This is a genomic window from Amycolatopsis sp. NPDC054798, assembly GCF_053611505.1.
In genome coordinates this window covers 77,003-94,454 of the sequence record NZ_JBSHAM010000032.1, presented here as the reverse complement: position 1 = coordinate 94,454, position 17,452 = coordinate 77,003, and the positions used below count along the sequence as shown (strand labels likewise).

General features: G+C 68.2%; 6 protein-coding genes and 1 pseudogene. 4 read left to right on the top strand and 3 right to left on the bottom strand.

Going from position 1 to position 17,452, the window contains the following annotated elements:
- Positions 1-127: 127 nt before the first annotated feature.
- Positions 128-9,580 (bottom strand): annotated as a pseudogene (locus ACWGIC_RS21150) (type I polyketide synthase); the annotation flags it as partial.
- Between the two features lie 248 nt (positions 9,581-9,828).
- Here ACWGIC_RS21150 and ACWGIC_RS21145 point away from each other — a divergent pair.
- The 3 genes from ACWGIC_RS21145 (at position 9,829) to ACWGIC_RS21135 (ending at position 12,841) form a co-directional block, all read left to right on the top strand.
- Entirely contained in the window at positions 9,829-10,512 is a 684-nt protein-coding gene (locus ACWGIC_RS21145; RefSeq protein WP_452077647.1) for a PIG-L deacetylase family protein, read from the top strand.
- Between the two features lie 64 nt (positions 10,513-10,576).
- Positions 10,577-11,869, top strand: coding sequence for a nucleotide sugar dehydrogenase (locus ACWGIC_RS21140; RefSeq protein WP_452077646.1), 1,293 nt, complete (start codon positions 10,577-10,579; stop codon positions 11,867-11,869).
- Positions 11,870-11,881: 12 nt separating this feature from the next.
- Complete coding sequence (locus ACWGIC_RS21135; RefSeq protein WP_452077645.1) at positions 11,882-12,841, top strand: NAD-dependent epimerase/dehydratase family protein; 960 nt, start codon at positions 11,882-11,884, stop codon at positions 12,839-12,841.
- A 47-nt stretch (positions 12,842-12,888) separates the two neighbouring features.
- On the opposite strand, the gene ACWGIC_RS21130 is transcribed toward ACWGIC_RS21135, so the two are convergent.
- Together ACWGIC_RS21130 and ACWGIC_RS21125 are read right to left on the bottom strand one after the other, a co-directional pair.
- Positions 12,889-13,062 carry a hypothetical protein gene (locus ACWGIC_RS21130; RefSeq protein WP_452077644.1) on the bottom strand — a complete coding sequence of 58 codons (174 nt, stop codon included), beginning with the start codon at positions 13,060-13,062 and terminating at the stop codon, positions 12,889-12,891.
- On the bottom strand, positions 13,059-15,647 hold the full coding sequence (locus tag ACWGIC_RS21125; RefSeq protein WP_452077643.1) for a response regulator transcription factor: 2,589 nt from the start codon (positions 15,645-15,647) through the stop codon (positions 13,059-13,061). The genes ACWGIC_RS21130 and ACWGIC_RS21125 overlap by 4 nt, the downstream gene beginning before the upstream one ends.
- A gap of 287 nt (positions 15,648-15,934) precedes the next feature.
- Between ACWGIC_RS21125 and ACWGIC_RS21120 the strand changes: the two genes are divergently transcribed.
- Positions 15,935-17,326 carry a DUF222 domain-containing protein gene (locus tag ACWGIC_RS21120; protein WP_452077642.1) on the top strand — a complete coding sequence of 464 codons (1,392 nt, stop codon included), beginning with the start codon at positions 15,935-15,937 and terminating at the stop codon, positions 17,324-17,326.
- Positions 17,327-17,452: the final 126 nt, after the last annotated feature.

The window sequence follows — 17,452 nt, the reverse complement described above, 5'->3', positions numbered from 1 at the left end:
GTGCTTGTCAAGGCATCTTTCCCGCCTTGACAAGCACCCTCCTCCCGTCATCACAATCAGCTTCGGGGTGCCCCCAACTCACCCGGGCGCAATGTCGCCGCCAGGCGACGAGCCGCCCCCACACCACTCACCCGAGACTCCCCACCCACTCCTCCACAGCCTTGGCCGTAGTCTCCACATCCCCGTCCACAATACTGAAATGATCCCCAGGAACAGTCACCACAACATCCGCCCGATCCCAGCCAGTCCGCCACAAAGCCGGATCCTCCTCCGCCCTTTCCGCGGAATCCCCGGCAATAACAAACCGCCGATCCGGCCGAACCAACACCACAGGCGCCTCAACCTCAGCCAGCTCAACCCCGTCCAGCAGCCCAAGGTAATAAGCCATAGCCGTCAACTTATCCCGATCGAACGGCCCATACAGCTCTTCCCGCTCAACCATCCCCGCAGCCATATCCCGCACGGTATCGCCAGCGTCCCCGCCGTCATCCATCGCATAACTGTCCAGCAAAACAACCCCAGCCGCATCCACCCGGGAAGCCAGCGCATAAGCCAGCACCCCACCAGAAGAATGCCCCGCCAAAACAAACGGCCCATCCCCAGCCAGCCGCACACTCTCCGCCAGCACATCCAGCAACGCCTCAAGATCAGCAGGCAGCAACTCGCCCTTCACAAACCCCGGCGTAGGCAACGCCGCGACCGTCCGCACCCCGCGGAACCGAGCCGCCAGCTTCGCGTACTGATACGCACCCCCCATCCCCGCCGGAGTAGGAACCGCCAGCAACTTCACCCCAGCAGCCCCCGAAGCCAGCTCCACCGGCCGAGGCTCCTCCAAAAGCTCCGCCACCGAACGGAACGTAGGCCGCAACTTAGCCGCCGCCCCCAGCAACGCGAGACCATTCTCCACCTGCCCACCCCGGACAGCCTCAAAGAACATCTCCGTAACCGGATCCCCGCCAGCCTCAGCCACCGGCCCGGTCAACACCGCGAACAAATGCTGAGCCAACCCCGCCGGCGTCCGATGATCGAACACCACCGACGCGGCCAATGAAATCCCCAGCACCCCGCCGATCCGGTTCCGCAATTCAACCGCACTCAGCGAATCGAACCCGATCTCCAAGAAATGCGCGTCCTCGTCGAGCGACGCAATATCGTCATACCCGAGCAGCCCAGCGACCTGCTCCAGCACAAACGCCCGCAGCCCCTTCTCCGTCAACTCCAGCTCCGAGTCAACGTCAGACACGGCACGCCGCTTCTTCACCACGGCCCGCCCCGAGGTCGCCGCCTCCGGAACCGAGAGCTGCCGCAACGTCACCGACTCAGCCGCGGCAACCGGCCGCCCCGAACGATCCGCGAACAACACCGCGACCCGATCGTCCGAAAGCGGAGTCACGCGAACCCGCAACTTCGCCGCACCAGTGGCGAACAGCCGGAAGTCCCGCCATTCCACTGCCTCACCGCCCACCGTGGACAGTGCCGCGTCAAGAGCCGACGGATGCAGCCCGAACTGCTCGTCCGGCGTGACTTCGATTTCCCCGAACACCACACCGTCAACCACCCAAGCGGCGTCGAGCTGTCCAGCAGCCACTGGTTCCGCACCAGCAGGCGGCCACTGCCCAAGGCTCTCCGGCTCAGCTCCGTCGTCCACCGCCAAAACGCCTTCAGCATGCCGGATCCACGTCTCACCGCGTCGCGAATGGACAGTCACCGGACGCTGTCCAGCTTCCTCCGGCCCGCCAACCACGATCTGCAGATGCTCAGACGCCAACGGCGACTCGACAGTCAACCGCACCAACCGCCCGCAGCCGACCTCGTCCCCAGCCCGCGTCGCCAGCTCCACAAAACCCGCCACCGGGAACGCTTCATCCGCCGGCAACGTACCGCTCAACACCACAGTGGACGATCCAGCGACAGTCAACGCCGGCCCGAACCACGTCGCGAGCCCAGCTCCAGTCGCCCGCCGAGCTTCCATGTCCACCGACGGCCAGTAGCGCGTCCGGTGGAACGCATACGGCGGCAACGGAACGGTAGCCGCGGACCCTCCGGAGAACATCCGTCGGACATCCAGTCCAGCGCCCAGGACGTGAAGCTGACCCGCAGCCAGGAGCGTCGAAGCGACCTCGCCACGATTGCGCCGAAGCACCGGAACGAACTCCGCTTCCTCGACCACAGCCTCAGCAGCCGCGGTGAGTACGCCATTCGTGCTCAGCTCGACAAACCGAGTCGCCCCCGAAGCCCGCACCGCGTCGGCAAAGCGCACCGTGTTCCGGCAGTTCGCCACCCAGTGCGCCGGGTCGGACAGCTCGTCCGTCACCTCGGCACCGGTGACGGTCGAGATCACCGGCACAGCCGGTGCCTCAAATGTCAGCTCCTGCGCGATCTCTTCCAGCTCTTCGAGAATCTCGTCCAGCAACGGAGAATGAACCGCACAGTCGATCGCGAGCCGGTTAGTACGCCTGCCAAGCTTCTCGAAGTGGGCAACGATCGCTTGGACCGAACCGTCCACACCGGATACGACCACCGACCGAGGCCCGTTCACCGCGGCCAGCGCGACGTCGTCGCCCAGCATCGGCCGCACCTCGTCCGCGCTGGCCTCGACCGCGACCACGGCACCGGCCCGGGTCTCCGCCATGAGCTGGCCCCGGTTCGCGACCAGCTTCACCGCATCGTCCAAAGAGAACACCCCGGCCAGATGCGCCGCCGCGATCTCCCCGACCGAATGCCCCACCAGCACGTCCGGCCGCTGTCCCCACGATTCCAGCAGCCGGTACAGCGCCACCGAGAAGGAGAACACCGCGGCCTGGCTGAACTGGGTCCGGTCCAGCAACTGCGCGTCCACCGAGCCAGCCTCGGCGAACATCACCGTGCGCAACGACCGGCCGAGATGCTGATCGAACTTCGCCGCGACCCGCTCCAGCTCATGCGCGAACACCGGGAACGCAGCGGACAACTCCGCCCCCATCCCAACCCGCTGACTGCCCTGTCCCGGCAGGAGGTAGGCGGTCCGCCCACCAGAGCGTGCCCGTCCGGTCACCGCAGAGTCCGAAGTGGACAAAGCTTCCAGCGCGGCACGGAGTTCACCCGCGTTCGAGCCGACGACCGCGGCCCGATGCGAGAACAACGGCCGACGATTGGCCTGCGAATACACGACATCCAGCGCCGGGTACGCGTCAAGGTGTGCCAGCAACGCCCGAGCCTGGTCCGGGAGCGCCGCCGCGGTCCGCGCGGAAAGCACGAGCGGCGGCAACACACCACCAGAGTCAACCGTCTCAGCCGTTTCCGGCACGACGTCGGGAGCCTGCTCCAGGATCACGTGCGCGTTGGTCCCGCTGTACCCGAACGCCGACACCGCAGCACGCCGCGGCCGGTCCACCTCCGGCCAGTCCTGAGCCTCGTTCAGCAGCCGCACAGTTCCGGCAGCCCAGTCGACATCGTGTGTCGGCTCGGCGGCGTGCAACGTCGCGGGCAACACTCCGTGCCGCAACGCCTGCACCATCTTGATCACTCCCGCGACGCCCGCCGCTGCCTGAGTGTGCCCGATGTTCGACTTCACCGAACCAAGCCACAGTGGACGGTCCGCCGCCCGCTCCCGGCCGTAGGTAGCCAGCAGCGCGGCGGTTTCGATCCGGTCTCCCAGCGGAGTGCTCGCGCCGTGTCCCTCGATAGCGTCCACATCGGACGCAGCCAGACCGGCCGCCGACAAAGCGTGCCGGATCAATTTCTCCTGTGCCGGAGCACTGGGCGCGTTGAGACCGTTCGAAGCTCCGTCCGCGTTGACCGCGCTCGACTTCACCACCGCAAGCACGTGATGCCCGTTGCGCTGTGCGTCGGACAGCCGCTCGATCACGAGCACTCCGACGCCCTCGCCCCAGCCGAACCCGTCAGCCGCTGCCGAATACGGCTTGCACCGGCCATCGCGCGCAACAGCACCGTCAACGAACTGCGCGAACGGTGCCGGTGAAACGAGCGCCGAAACCCCCGCCACCAACGCAAGCGAGCAGTCGCCTCCGCGCAACGCCTGCGTCGCCTGGTGCAAAGCCACCAACGACGACGAGCAAGCGGTGTCCACAGAAACCGCAGGCCCTTCGAGACCGAACGCGTACGCAACCCGTCCGGAAACCACGCTGCTCAGCGCGCCGGAGCCGCGATAAGCCCCGCCGCCTTGTTCGAGCGCGTCACCAGGGTCGTAGTCGGACTGCATCACGCCGACGAACACCCCGGTCGTGCTTCCCTTGAGCGCCAAAGGATCCACACCGGCGTTCTCCAGCGCGATCCACGACGACTCCAGCAGCATCCGCTGCTGCGGGTCCATCATCACGGCTTCCTTGGGACTGATGCCGAAGAACGCCGCGTCGAAATCGGTGGCGTCCGGCACGAATCCGCCGCGCGGGGTGCCGCCGTCGGGCGCGACCTGCTCCAGCCAGTGGTCCATGTCCCAGGCGCGGTCGGCCGGGAAGTCGCTCGTCCCGTCCTGCCCAGCGGCGACCAGCTGCCACAGCTCTTCCGGTGTCGTCACGCCGCCCGGGAACCGGCAGGCCATGCCGACGATCGCGATCGGCTCGTCGCTGCCCATGACGGTGGTCTCCGGCCCGGCCGCGTCCGCCTCCAGGTCGCCCAGCAGCTCGTCGTGCAGGTGCGCGGCGAGGTCGCCGGCCGTGGGATGGTCGAAAACGAGCGTCGCGGTGAGGCTGAGGCCGGTGGCCTCGTTGAGCGTATTGCGCAGCTCGACCGCGGTCAGCGAGTCGAAACCAAGGTCCTTGAACGCCCGGTCGGCGTCGATCACGTCCGTCGACGCGTGCCCCAGCACCGCGGCCGCGTGCTCGAGGACCAGGTCGCGCAGGTGGTCGAGGCGCTTGTCGGCGGGAAGGCGGACCAGCTTGCCCAGCAAGGAATCCGTCCCGGCCTCTCGATCGGAGACCGTGCGCCGAGCCGTCGGGACCAAGCCGCGCAGCAGGTCCGGCACCGCGCCAGCCTCGCGCCACGCGGGCAGGTCGAGCTTGACCGGCACGAAGACCGTGCCCGCCGAACTGACGGCGGTGTCGAACAGCGCCAGGCCCTCGGCCGCGGTGAACGCGCCGAGCCCGCGCTTGCCGTTCGTTTCGCCAGCCATCCCGGCCGCCGATTCCCACATTCCCCACGCGAGCGAGTGCGCCGGCTTGCCTTCGGCGCGACGGCGCGCGGCGAGAGCGTCGAGGAAAGCGTTCGCGGCGGCGTAGTTCGCCTGGCCGGGAGCGCCGAGCACACCGGCGGCCGAGGAGAAAGTGACGAACGCGGAGACGTCGCCGACCAAGTCGTGCAGGTGCCAGGCAGCGAGCGCCTTCGGGTTGAAGACGCCGTCAATCCGCTCCGGAGTCATCGACGGCAGCACACCGTCGTCCAGCACACCCGCGGCGTGCACGACCGCAGCGACCGGGTGCTTCTTCAGCAGCCGGGTCACTGCCCTGCGGTCAGTGAGGTCGCACGCGACGACAGTTGTCTCCGCGCCGAGTTCGGCCAGCTCCGTGACGAGGTCCACAGTGCCGGGCGCCTGGTCGCCACGACGGCTGACCAGCAGCAACTGCCGCGCGCCCTGCTTCGCGAGGTGCGTGGCGACGATCCGGCCGAGCGCCCCGGTACCGCCGGTGAGCAGCACGGTTCCAGCCGACCAGTCGACCGGTTCCCCCGGCTCCGGCGTCGACCGGACGAGCCGCGGCACGCGCACCTCAGCCTCGGAAACCCGCACCGCCGATTCGTCCGCCGCCGCGATGGCTGCGAGTTGCTCGTCGGTCGCGTCGCCTTCGACGAGCACGATCCGGCCTGGGTTCTCCACCTGCGCCGACCGGACAAGCCCGGCCACCGCAGCCCCAGCCAAATCGTCGCCGATCACGACGAGCAGCTTCTCTTTGCTGTCTGATTGCAGTTTGGACAGTGCACTGTGGACGGCCTTCTTCGCCGAGGCCGCGTCCTTACCGGCCTTCGCCGAGTAGACCTCGTAGGCTGCCTGCGCTTCCGGCAGAGTCGTCGGCACCCAGTCCACTTCGTACAGTTCGTCCGAGCCAGTCGGAGTCGCAGCCGCCAGCTGTTCCTCGCTGATCTGCCGCAGCTTCAGCGTGCCGACTCGCGCCACCGGAGCCCCGGCGCTGTCGGCGAGACGCAGTTCCACAGCCTGTTCACCGGTCGGTCGCACGTGGACTCGCAGCGAGGACGCACCTGTCGCGAAAAGCTCCACTTCGGACCAGGCGTACGGCAGCGTCGTTCCTTCCCCGGCCGCCGCGCTGAGCCCCACGGCGTGCAGGGTCGCGTCGAACACCGCCGGGTGCAGGCCGAAAGCTTCGGCTGCGATCCGCTCCTGCTCAGGCAGCGCGATCTCGGCGTACACGTCGTCACCGCGCTGCCACGCCGCCTGGAGGCCTTGGAACACCGGCCCGTAGGCCATTCCGTGCTCGGCCAGCAGTTCGTACATCCCCTCGACGTCGACCGCCTCGGCACCGGACGGCGGCCATTCGCTGAGATCGAAGTTCGTTCCGGAAGCGGCGGACGCGAGCGTGCCGTCCGCGTGCCGGGTCCAGCCAACGGCGGTGGCGAGATCGTCGGGTCGCGAGTGGACACTGATCGGCCGCGTCCCATCCGCGGCCGGAATGCCGATGCGCACCTGAATCCGCGCAGCGCCCTTCGCGGGCAGCACGAGCGGCGCGTGCAGGGTCAGCTCCTGAACTCGGCCGCAACCGACCTCGTCCCCGGCTCGCACAGCCAGTTCCACAAAAGCCGTGCCGGGCAACAGGACCGAACCGCCGACGGCGTGGTCAGCCAACCACGGATGCGTCGCCGTGGACACACGACCGGACAGCACCACGCCGTCCGCGTCCGCGAGCAATGTCGCCGCACCGAGCAACGGATGGTCAACCGGGTCGAGACCCATCGACGAAACATCCCCGGATTCGGACGAAACCTCCAGCCAGTAACGCTGGTGCTGGAAGCCGTACGTCGGCAGGTCGGCCCGGCTCGCGCCACGAGAGGCGAAGTGCGCGGCCCAGTCGGTCACCACGCTGCGAACGTGCAGTGTCGCCAACGCGGTCAGCAGTGCCACGTCCTCGGGGACGTCACGACGTTGAGCCGGAACGGCAACGGCATCACCGGCGGACTGCGGAACCACGGCAGTCAGCGGTGCGTCCGGCCCCAGTTCGAGGAACCGGTTCACCCCCTCCGCCGCCAGCGCGCGGACCGCGTCGGCGAACCGGACCGGCTCGCGGACGTTGCGCACCCAGTACTCGGGATCGGCCAGCTCGGCGTAGACCTCTTCGCCAGTCACACTGGAGATCAGCGAAATGGTCGGCTGCGCGTAGGCAATGCTCTGCGCGACCGCTCGGAACTCGGCGAGCATCGGCTCCATCAGTCGCGAGTGGAACGCGTGCGAAACCTTGAGCTGCGTCGTCCGCCGACCGGCTTCGCTGAACTTCGCGGCCACTGCGAGAACAACGTCCTCAGCGCCGGACAACACCACCGAGCGCGGCCCGTTGACCGCGGCGACGTCGACCGTCCCTTGTGGATCGTGCTCCGCGACCTCTTCCGGAGTGCCTTCGACGGCTACCATCGCGCCGCCCTTCGGCAACGCCTGCATCAACCGCCCGCGAGCGGCGACCAGCTTTGCCGCGTCAGCCAACGAGAACACTCCCGCGCAGTGCGCGGCGGCAAGTTCGCCGATGGAGTGTCCGCACAACGCAGCCGGCGTGAGCCCCCACGACTCGACCAGCCGGAACAGCGCGACCTCGAACGCGAACAGCGCGGCCTGAGTGTTCGCGGTCTGCGCCAACGCGTCCGCGTCCCCGTCGATCACCGCACGGATCGGCCGGTCGAGATGGCGGTCCAGCTCCGCGCACGCCGCCGCGTAAGCCTCGGCGAAGACGGGGAAGACCTCCAGCTGACGTCCCATCCCGACCCGTTGAGATCCCTGACCGGAGAACAGGAATGCCAACGACGCTTCACCGCGTGCCAGCCCGCTCACCGCACCCAGCTCGCCGTTCGCGAGCGCGTTCAAGGCGGGCAGAACGTCCTCAGTGGACTTTCCGATCACGGCCGCCCGGTGATCCAGGTGCGTCCGCGACGCGCCCAAAGTGGCGGCGACGTCGAGCAGTTCCAGCTCCGGCTGTGCCGCAAGGTGTTCGGCCAGCCGCGCCGCCTGCGCCCGCAACGCCTGCGGCGTCCGGCCGGAAACGACGACCGGGAGCGCCGCCTCGTCGCGCGGGTTCTCGGAAGCCTCCAGTGCCGGTGCTTCCTCCAGAATGATGTGCGCGTTGGTCCCGCTCAGCCCGAAGCACGACACCGCACCGCGGCGCGGTTGTTCCCCGCGCTCCCACGGCCGGGCCTCGGTCAGCAGCTCGACCTTGCCCGCGGACCAGTCCACATGCCGAGTCGGTTTGTCGACATGTAGCGTCTTCGGGAGCAGGTCGTTGTTCAGCGCCAGCACGATTTTCAGCACGCCGGCGACGCCGGACGCGGCCTGGGTGTGTCCCACGTTCGACTTGATCGACCCGAGCCACAGCGGCTCTTCGCGTTCCTGGCCGTAGGTCGCGAGCAGCGCCTGCGCCTCGATCGGGTCGCCGAGTTTGGTCGCGGTGCCGTGTGCCTCGACGACGTCGATCTCGTCCGGCCGCAGCCGCGCGTTCGCCAGCGCCTGCCGGATCACGCGCTGCTGCGCGGGCCCGTTCGGCGCGGTCATGCCGTTGGACCTGCCGTCCTGGTTGATCGCGGTGCCGCGGACGAGCGCCAGCACCGGATGCCCGTTGCGCTGTGCGTCGGACAGCCGCTCCACCAGCAGCATGCCGCAACCCTCGGACCAGCCGGTACCGTCCGCCGAATCGGCGAAAGTACGGCAACGTGCGCTGCGAGCGAGCGTGCCGTCCAGGGAAAACTCGACAAACGTGCGCGGCGTCGACATCACTGAGACACCACCGGCGAGCGCGAGCGTGCATTCGCCATTGCGCAAAGCCTGCACCGCCAAGTGCAGCGCGACGAGCGAGGACGAGCACGCGGTGTCAATGGTCACCGCGGGTCCTTCGAGCCCGAACGTGTAGGCGAGGCGACCGGAAATCACGCCGGAAGAGCCATAGCTGCCCTGATAGTTGTGATACATCGTGCCCGCGAAAACCCCGGTCGGGCTGCCCTTCACCGAATGCGGCGCGATCCCGGCGCGTTCGAACGCCTCCCAGGACGTTTCGAGCAGCAGCCGCTGTTGCGGGTCCATCAGCAGCGCCTCGCGCGGGCTGATGCCGAACAGGTCTGCGTCGAAATCGAGCGCGTCGTGCAGGAAACCGCCCTCGCGCACATAGCTCGAACCCGGCCGTTCGCCGGTCGGGTCGTAAAGCCGGTCGAGGTCCCAGCCTCGGTTCGACGGGAACTCGCCGATCGCGTCGACCCCGCCGGACAGCAGTTCCCACAACGCTTCCGGCGTCCCCGCGCCGCCGGGCAGCCGGCAGGCCATCCCGACGATCGCGATCGGCTCCCGCGCGGCCTCGGTGAGCTTGCGGTTCTTCTCGCGCAACCGCTCGGTTTCCTTCACCGAAGCGCGGAGCGCACCGACCAGCTTCTCCTCGGAGTTGCCCACGTGCCCACGTTCCTTCCGCGTCGCATGCCCATCCGACGTCGTGACGATACGAGCGCGCCCGCACGCCGACCCACCCCTAACGGCCCCTGCCGCACCGGTCCGCCCGCCCGGCCAAGGTCCGCTTTAGACGGTCTTTAGGGGTTGTCGCAAGCACCCGCGGATGTCAGATTTTGCTGGCGTTCCAAGCCATTTCGCACGGCTCGTTTCCGCTGGGGGTTTCACCGCCCGGACAAGGACTGGGGAATCGTATGCACACGTTGACACGCAGGCTGCTGGTGGTGGGAGCCCACGGCGACGACGAAACGCTCGGCGCGGGCGGGACCATCGCCCGGCTCGCCGACGAGGGCGTCACCGTTTCGCTTTGCATTCTCACCAACGACGACGGTTCGCGTTCGGCCGCCGGCGCCGAGGTCACCAATCGCACCGACGCGATCGAACTGGCCGCGAAAACGCTCGGCATCGAGCGCGTGCGAGTCCACGAATTCGGCGACAACCGGCTCGACACGGTCAGTCATCTCGAACTGAACCAGGTCGTCGAGCGCGAGGTCCGCGAATTCGAGCCGGACACCATTTTCGCCACCAGCATGTGCGACCTGAGCACCGACCACGCGCTGGTCAGCCGCGCCGCGCGGGTCGCGGGACGACCGGGCAAGGGCCCGGTCCGCGAGGTCCGCACCTTCGAGATCCGCTCCGCCACCGACGTCGGAGAGGCCTCCGGGCTGCCCGTCACGTTCCGGCCGAACTGCTGGCAGATCATCGAAGAAAGCCATCTCGAACGCAAAATCGAAGCGCTGCGCGCCTACGGCAAAGAACTGGAGCCGTGGCCGAACCCGCGCAGCGAACGCGGCGTCCGCGCCTTGGCCGAATACCGCGGTTCGCAGATCAGCGCCGGGCTCGCCGAGGCCTTCGAAATCGTCCGTTCGGTCCGATGACCGGCGTGCCCTCCGCTTTTCCCGCTCGCTTTTCCCCAGCCCATCCAGAAACGGGTGACCAGGAATGACCAGTACTGTCGCTGAATTCGAGACCATCGCCGAACGGAACGAACTGACCTCGGTCGCGGTGATCGGGATGGGCTATGTCGGCCTGCCGACCGCGCTCGGCCTGCACGCCGGCGGCATCGGCGTGATCGGCATCGACCTGTCGCAGAACCGGCTCGACTCGATCAGCTCCGGCGAGGTCGACCTCATCGAGGCCGACCACCGCAGACTCGAGAAAGCCGTGCACCAGGAGGATTTCCAGCTCACCACGGACTCGGCGCGGATGGCCGAGGCGGACGCGGTGCTGGTGTGCGTGCCGACCGGGCTCGACGAGTACCTGATGCCGGACCTGCGCCCGCTGGAGGCGGCGTGCGCGGCACTGGTCGCGAACGCCCGCCGCGGCCAGACCTTCATCCTCACCTCCACCAGCTACGTCGGAACCTCGAACCGGCTGCTGGTGAAACCGCTGGTGGCCAAGGGATTCACCATCGGACGCGACCTGTTCGTGGCGTCCAGCCCGGAGCGGATCGACCCGGGCAACGTCACGCACACCCAGGCCGAAACGCCGCGCGTGCTGGGCGGCGTGACCCCGGTGTGCACCGCGATGGCGCAGCGGGTGATCAACGTGCTCACCCCGAGCGTGCACTGCGTCAGCTCGCCGGAAGCGGCCGAGATGACCAAGCTGTACGAGAACACCTTCCGCGCGGTGAACATCGCGCTGGCCAACGAGTTCGCCGAGATCAGCGACGGTTTCGCGATCGACCCGATCGAGGTCATCGACGCGGCGGCCAGCAAGCCGTACGGCTTCATGGCCTTCCACCCCGGCCCCGGCGTCGGCGGCCACTGCATCCCCTGCGACCCGCACTACCTGCTGTGGCAACTGCGCGCGACGCAGAGCAACGCGCCACTGGTCACCCAGGCCATGCACGCCATCGCGGAGCGGCCGAAGCAGGTTGTCGACCGCATACTGAACACACTGTCCCGCGAAGGCAAGGGCATGGCGGGTACGCGCGTACTCGTGGTCGGCGTGACTTACAAGCCCGGTGTGCAGGACGTGCGTTCGTCGTCCGCGCTCGACATCCTCGACCTCCTCGCCGCGAAGGGCGCGAAGGTCGGCTACTACGACCCGCTGGTGCCGAACGTCCGCATCACCGGTGGTTCGCTCGACACCGTCCCTGAACCGGAAGGCCAGGACTGGGACGTCGCGCTCATCCACACCATCCAGCCCGGCCACGACTACGAATGGCTCGCCGACTGCCCGACCGTCATCGACGCCACCTACCGCTTCGACCGCGCGCTTTTCGCGAACTGAGAGGAAATCGCTGTGCGTTACCTGATCACCGGAGGCGCCGGGTTCATCGGCTCCCACCTCACCGAGCACCTGCTGGCCCGCGGCGACGAGGTCGTCGCGCTGGACAACCTCAGCACCGGCACCCTGGACAACCTCGCCGGCGTCGCCGGGCACCCCGGCTTCCGCTTCGTGCGCGGCTCCATCACCGACCCGAACGCGGTCGAATCGTGCATGGCTGGCATCGACGCGGTGTTCCACCTCGCCGCCGCGGTGGGCGTGTTCACCATCCTCGACAAAACGATGGACAGCTTGCGCACCAACCTGCACGGCACGGAGAACATGCTCGACGCGGCGTTGCGGCACGACGTGCCGATCCTCGTCGCGTCCACGAGCGAGATCTACGGCAAGAACACCGCCGACGGCCTGCGCGAGGACGACGACCGGATCATCGGCTCGCCGCTGAAGAACCGCTGGTCCTACGCCGAGGCGAAGGCGCTGGACGAGACGTTCGCCCACCTGTACGCGGTGGAGCACGGCCTGCGCACGGTGATCGTGCGGCCGTTCAACACCGTCGGCCCGCGCCAGACCGGACGCTACGGCATGGTCATCCCGCGCTTCGTGACGCAGGCGCTGGCAGGCGAGCCGATCACGGTGTTCGGCGACGGACAGCAGACGCGCTGCTTCTGCCACGTGCACGACGTCGTGCCCGCGCTGGCGGACCTGCTCGCCGACGAATCCGCGTACGGCAAGGTGTTCAACCTCGGCAGCAACGAGCAGACCACCATCTCGCAACTGGCCGAGCGCGTGATCGGCGCGACCGGTTCGAGCAGCACCATCACGAAGGTGCCGTACGAGGAGGCGTACGGCGACGGGTACGAGGACATGCAGCGCCGCATCCCCGACTGCACCCGCGCGTATAACCAGATCGGCTTCGTGCCGACGCGCAGCCTGGACGACATCATCGACGCGGTGGTCGCCGACCGCCGATCCTGACCTGTTTCCAGCGAAGGGCCTCTTGCGGAATTCGCGCGAGAGGCCCTTCACGCGTTTCGGAGCTTGACGTAGACGGCCGTCAGGTGGCCGGCGGCGATGTTCGCGGACACTCCCAGTACCTCCGCGATCACCGCCACCGGCGTCCCCTGTGCGGCCAATTCCGCGACGCGCAGCTCTACGTCGTCCAGCACGCTTGCCCTGCCCTCGTTGTTCCCGATCACTGTCCGGCACCGGCCAGTTCGCCGGCGAGCGCGCTCCGTCCGGCCACGCCGAGCTTCCGGTACACCCTGGTCAGATGTTGTTCCACAGTGGACACCGTGATGTACAGTGTTTCGGCGATCTGGCGGTTGGTCCGTCCGTGCGCCGCCAGCTCCGCGACGCGCAGTTCCGCCTCGCTCAGCGCGGTGGCCACCGCGCCTTCCGGATCCGCACGAGGCGGCTCGGGTCTCGACGCCACCGGTCTCGGTGCGAGCGGACGCATCGGCTGCCGCGGCACCTGCACCGGTTTGACCAGACCCGCCGAACGTTCCGCGCGCTGACCCAGCTGATTGATCGCGCGGACCGTGCGGGCCAGCTCAAGCCGGTCGCCGGATTCCTTGAACGCCTCCGCCGCCCGGTTCAGCAAACCGGACCGCGCACCGGTTTCCCCGGCGAACGCCAGCACCCGCAGCGCCACTGCCTGCGAGAACGAGTCCGACGTGTCCGCCAGCTGTTGTTTCGCCAGCTCGACCGCCAGGGTCGGGTTGCGCAGCCGCAGATTCGCCTCGGCGAGGTCGGTCCGCCACGGCGCCACCGCGGGCAGGTCAAGGTTTCTCTCGCGGAGAATCCGTTGGCACTGCTGGAAATCGCTCACTGCGGAGAGACCGCGGTTCGTGGCCAGGTGGAACTGCCCGCGCGCTCTCAGGAACCGTACGCCGCCGAGTGTCGTGTACACCGTTTCCGGCAGAGCGTGCCGCAGCACCGCCGCCGCGGCCTTGAACGCACCTGCCGCGGTGTACGCGGTCAGCATCGTCGCCAGCGGGTACGTGATCGCGACGCCCCAGTTGGGTTCGTCGAGCAGCGCAAGCGCACGGCTAGCCGCTTCGGCTGCTTCGGCCGGTTCGCCGCGACGCAGCAGCAGGCTCGCGCCGAGAGCGTCGAGCATCGCCTTCCACGTCACCGCACCGCGATACTCAGCTTCCTCGGCCAGCGAAGTGCACCAGCCTTCCGCGCGCTCCGCCTTACCGTCGTACGCGAGCGCGAGGATAGCTGTGGCCAGCGCTTCCAGCGAAGTGTCGGAAAGCCGACAGTTCTGCAGAATCCGCTCCGCGCACACCGAAGTCTCTTCGCTGCCGCCAGCGTGCCACACCGACGCGAGCGTTGTCGCCGTGCGCATCCAGGGATCCGATGCGTCGACCGACAACTCCGGTGCCGTGCCGTAATGCCAATGCGCGGCGAGAGTCAGCTCGGCGGCCGTTCGCGGGTGCAGAGGCTCGAGATCGTCGCCCAACCGGACCAGCGCGGACTCGAACGTTTCCCGGTCACCGAACCACAATGACTGGCGCACCAACGCGATCCGGTCGGACTGGTCGAGCGAACCGGCTTCGCGCAACGCCGCGAGATGCGGTGCGGCCGCCGCCGGGTTGACCCGCCACGTGATCTTGGCCAGCAGCTGCGAAATCATCTGCTGCTCCCACGACGCGGTGGTCGTCGACGCCGCCAGCTGCAGACAGCGGGTGGCGAAGTCGACGTCATCGCCGAGCATCACCTGCTCCGCCGCCGCGACCAGCACCGGCAACGCCCACTCCGCCTGTGCTTCGCCCGCCGCGACGAGATGCCGCGCGACCTCCGGTGCCGACAACCCACGTGCGTGCTTCACCTCAGCAGCGCGGATGTGCAGCTGGACCTTCTCGGACCCGCGCAACCCGCCGACGACCGCCGCCGCGGCCGGCTGCTGCCGGAACCGCACCCCGTCGACCAGCCCAGTCTCCACGAGCAACCCAGCGGACGCCTCCGCTTCGACCGGGTCCACGCCCGCGACCGTCGCCACTGCGTCCGTCGTCACGTCGGTGTCGAGCACCGCGATCGCCGTCGCCACTTCCCGCAGCGGAGAACCGTAACGATGCAAAAGCCGTTGCACCGCATCGGAATACGCCGCACCGTCATCCATCGAGCTACGAGATGCGTCGACCAACGCGCTGACCAGCAACGGATTCCCCGCGCTCAGCCCGTGGATCCGCTCGGCGTCGCCGTGGTCCGCGACCAGCTGCGCGATCGCCTCCACGGTGAACGGCGTGAGATGCACGTACCGGTGCGGCTGCGCGGCGAACTCGACGCCCTCGCCCGAATACCAGCCGTCCGGCTGCGTCAGCACCAGCAACATCGCGGCCGACCGCGCCCGCCGCTGCAACCTCAGCAACAACCGCGCCGACGTCTCGTCCACGTGCTGCAGATCGTCGACCGCGATCAGCAGCGACCGCTCCCGCGCCAACCGGTGCAACGCACTGCACAACGCAGCGATCCGATCCTCGCCGTCGGCCGCGGCCAGCACCTCGCGCGGCAACGCCGGGCTGGCCAGCAGCTGGTCGAGCACGCCTCCGTCGACGTCGCACTCGTCGGCCGCGCCCGCCGCGGTGAGCGTCAGAACGCCCAGCTCACGGGCTCGCGCCACTACTTGATTCTGCACCTGCGTTTTACCGCTGGCCGGTCCTCCGCCGACCAATACCGTGTCTCCGGCCCCCGCATCGCATTCAATCAGCAGGCCCTCAAGGAGAGACACTGCTTCATTCGGCTCGGTGCGGCGGTTCTGCCCCCAGTTCACGCCCATCGCAAGCTCCTCGACCCAACGGTCATCTTCCTGCGTCTGCCACAGTCGCAGCCGCCCCCTAAGCACAGCCAACCGCGATCTAAAGTCACTCAATCAGGTGATCACGATTACCTTGCGTTGTGGCGGGCTCGGTTTTCCTGTGTCGTCGCCTGGCAGCGAGGGGAAGATTTGCGCTGCGAGGCCTGCGTTTTGGCTCCGGACAGTGATCTTGCTGGCCGTGCTTCGCAGTCGGGGTTGACCACTTCGAGCTATGGCGTAATCGAACGTGCGTTCGAGAAAATGAGGAGGTGTCCACTACTACGACGCTTCCCGCCTGGCAGCTGTCAGACCGGGATCTGACCACCAGACTCCTGACCACCCAGAGACGACAGAACATCGCTTACGCCGAACAGCTGGAGACCATCCGAGAGCTGGAATCCCGCGGCGCTGTGCCCGAGGGCTACTCCTCAACCGCGGCCTACCTGTCGACGATCCTGCACGTGACGCCGCGCGAGGCTCGCACCCGGCTTGCCCAAGCCACCGGCACTCTGCCGCTGACCTGGAAAGCTCTGACCGCGGGAGAAATCACCGCCCAGCACGCGGCCGTGATCGCCGAATTCCTGGCCGACGCGCCGAGATGGCTCACCCCCGAGGACTACACCGTCGCCGAAGACACGCTGGTGACTCTCGCGGTGCAGGCCAACCCCGCCACGGTCCGCCGAGCCGCGACCCGACTGAAGATCTACTGGGACAACGATCCTTCCGAGGTGCCCGGCTCCGACGCTTCGTTTGATTCTTCGGCTGACTCCGTTTCCGGCTCGGACCCTGAGTCAGTTCCTGACCCTGGTTCCGACTCGGGCTCGGGTTCCGGTGCGGGCGCAGGTTCCGGCTCTGGCACGGATTCCGCCGAGGCCGCCCGCCCCTGGCGGGAACTCCACTGGAACTGGACCCGAACCGGCCGATTCCGCTTCAGCGGCAACGTAGACCACGAAACCGGCACCCTGATCGAACAATTGCTGGTCCCCCTGGCCGCGCCGGACCCCGCGACCGCGCCCGGCACCCCCGACCCCCGCACCCCGGCCGAACGCCACGGCGACGCCCTAGCGGCGATCGTCGACCTGGCCGCCCGCACCCCCGATCTGCCGACCAAAGCCGGCGAACGCGCAGTCGCGACGGTGACCGTCAGCCTGGAAACCCTGCAGAGCAAGGCGAAAGCGATCTTCACCGACGACGAATCCGTCCTGCCCGCTTCCCACCTGCGCCGAATCCTGTGCGATGCCAAGGTGTACCCCGCCGTCCTCGGCACCGAGGGCCAAGTGCTCGACCTTGGCCGCTCCGCCCGCACCGCCACGAACGCCCAGCGCCGGGCCCTGGCGATCCGAGACCGCGGCTGCACCTTCCCCGGCTGCGACCGCGGTCCAAAGTGGACCACCCCGCACCACATCGTCCACTGGGCCCACGGCGGCGCCACCGACCTGGACAACCTCGCCTCGTGCTGCGAACGCCACCACCGCCTCCTGCACCACAGCGGCTGGAAGATCGTCATCCGCGACGGCGTCGTGTACTGGATCCCGCCGTCCATCCTCGATCCGGAGCAGAAACCTCTCCGGAACACCGCCCACAACCCGCCGCCCACACCATTGCGCGCCGCCGCAGCAGCCATGAGCCCCGCCCCTCCTTTGCCGCGCACGGGCAGCTAGGGGTTGTCCAGTGCCGATCCGCCCCGAACACTCCTGGTTTTGTGACCGCAGTGGACGAAACACCCGCGAACGCACGCACAAGCCGGTGGATCCGCCGTTTCCACCCGTCCGACAGGGCACGGGTGC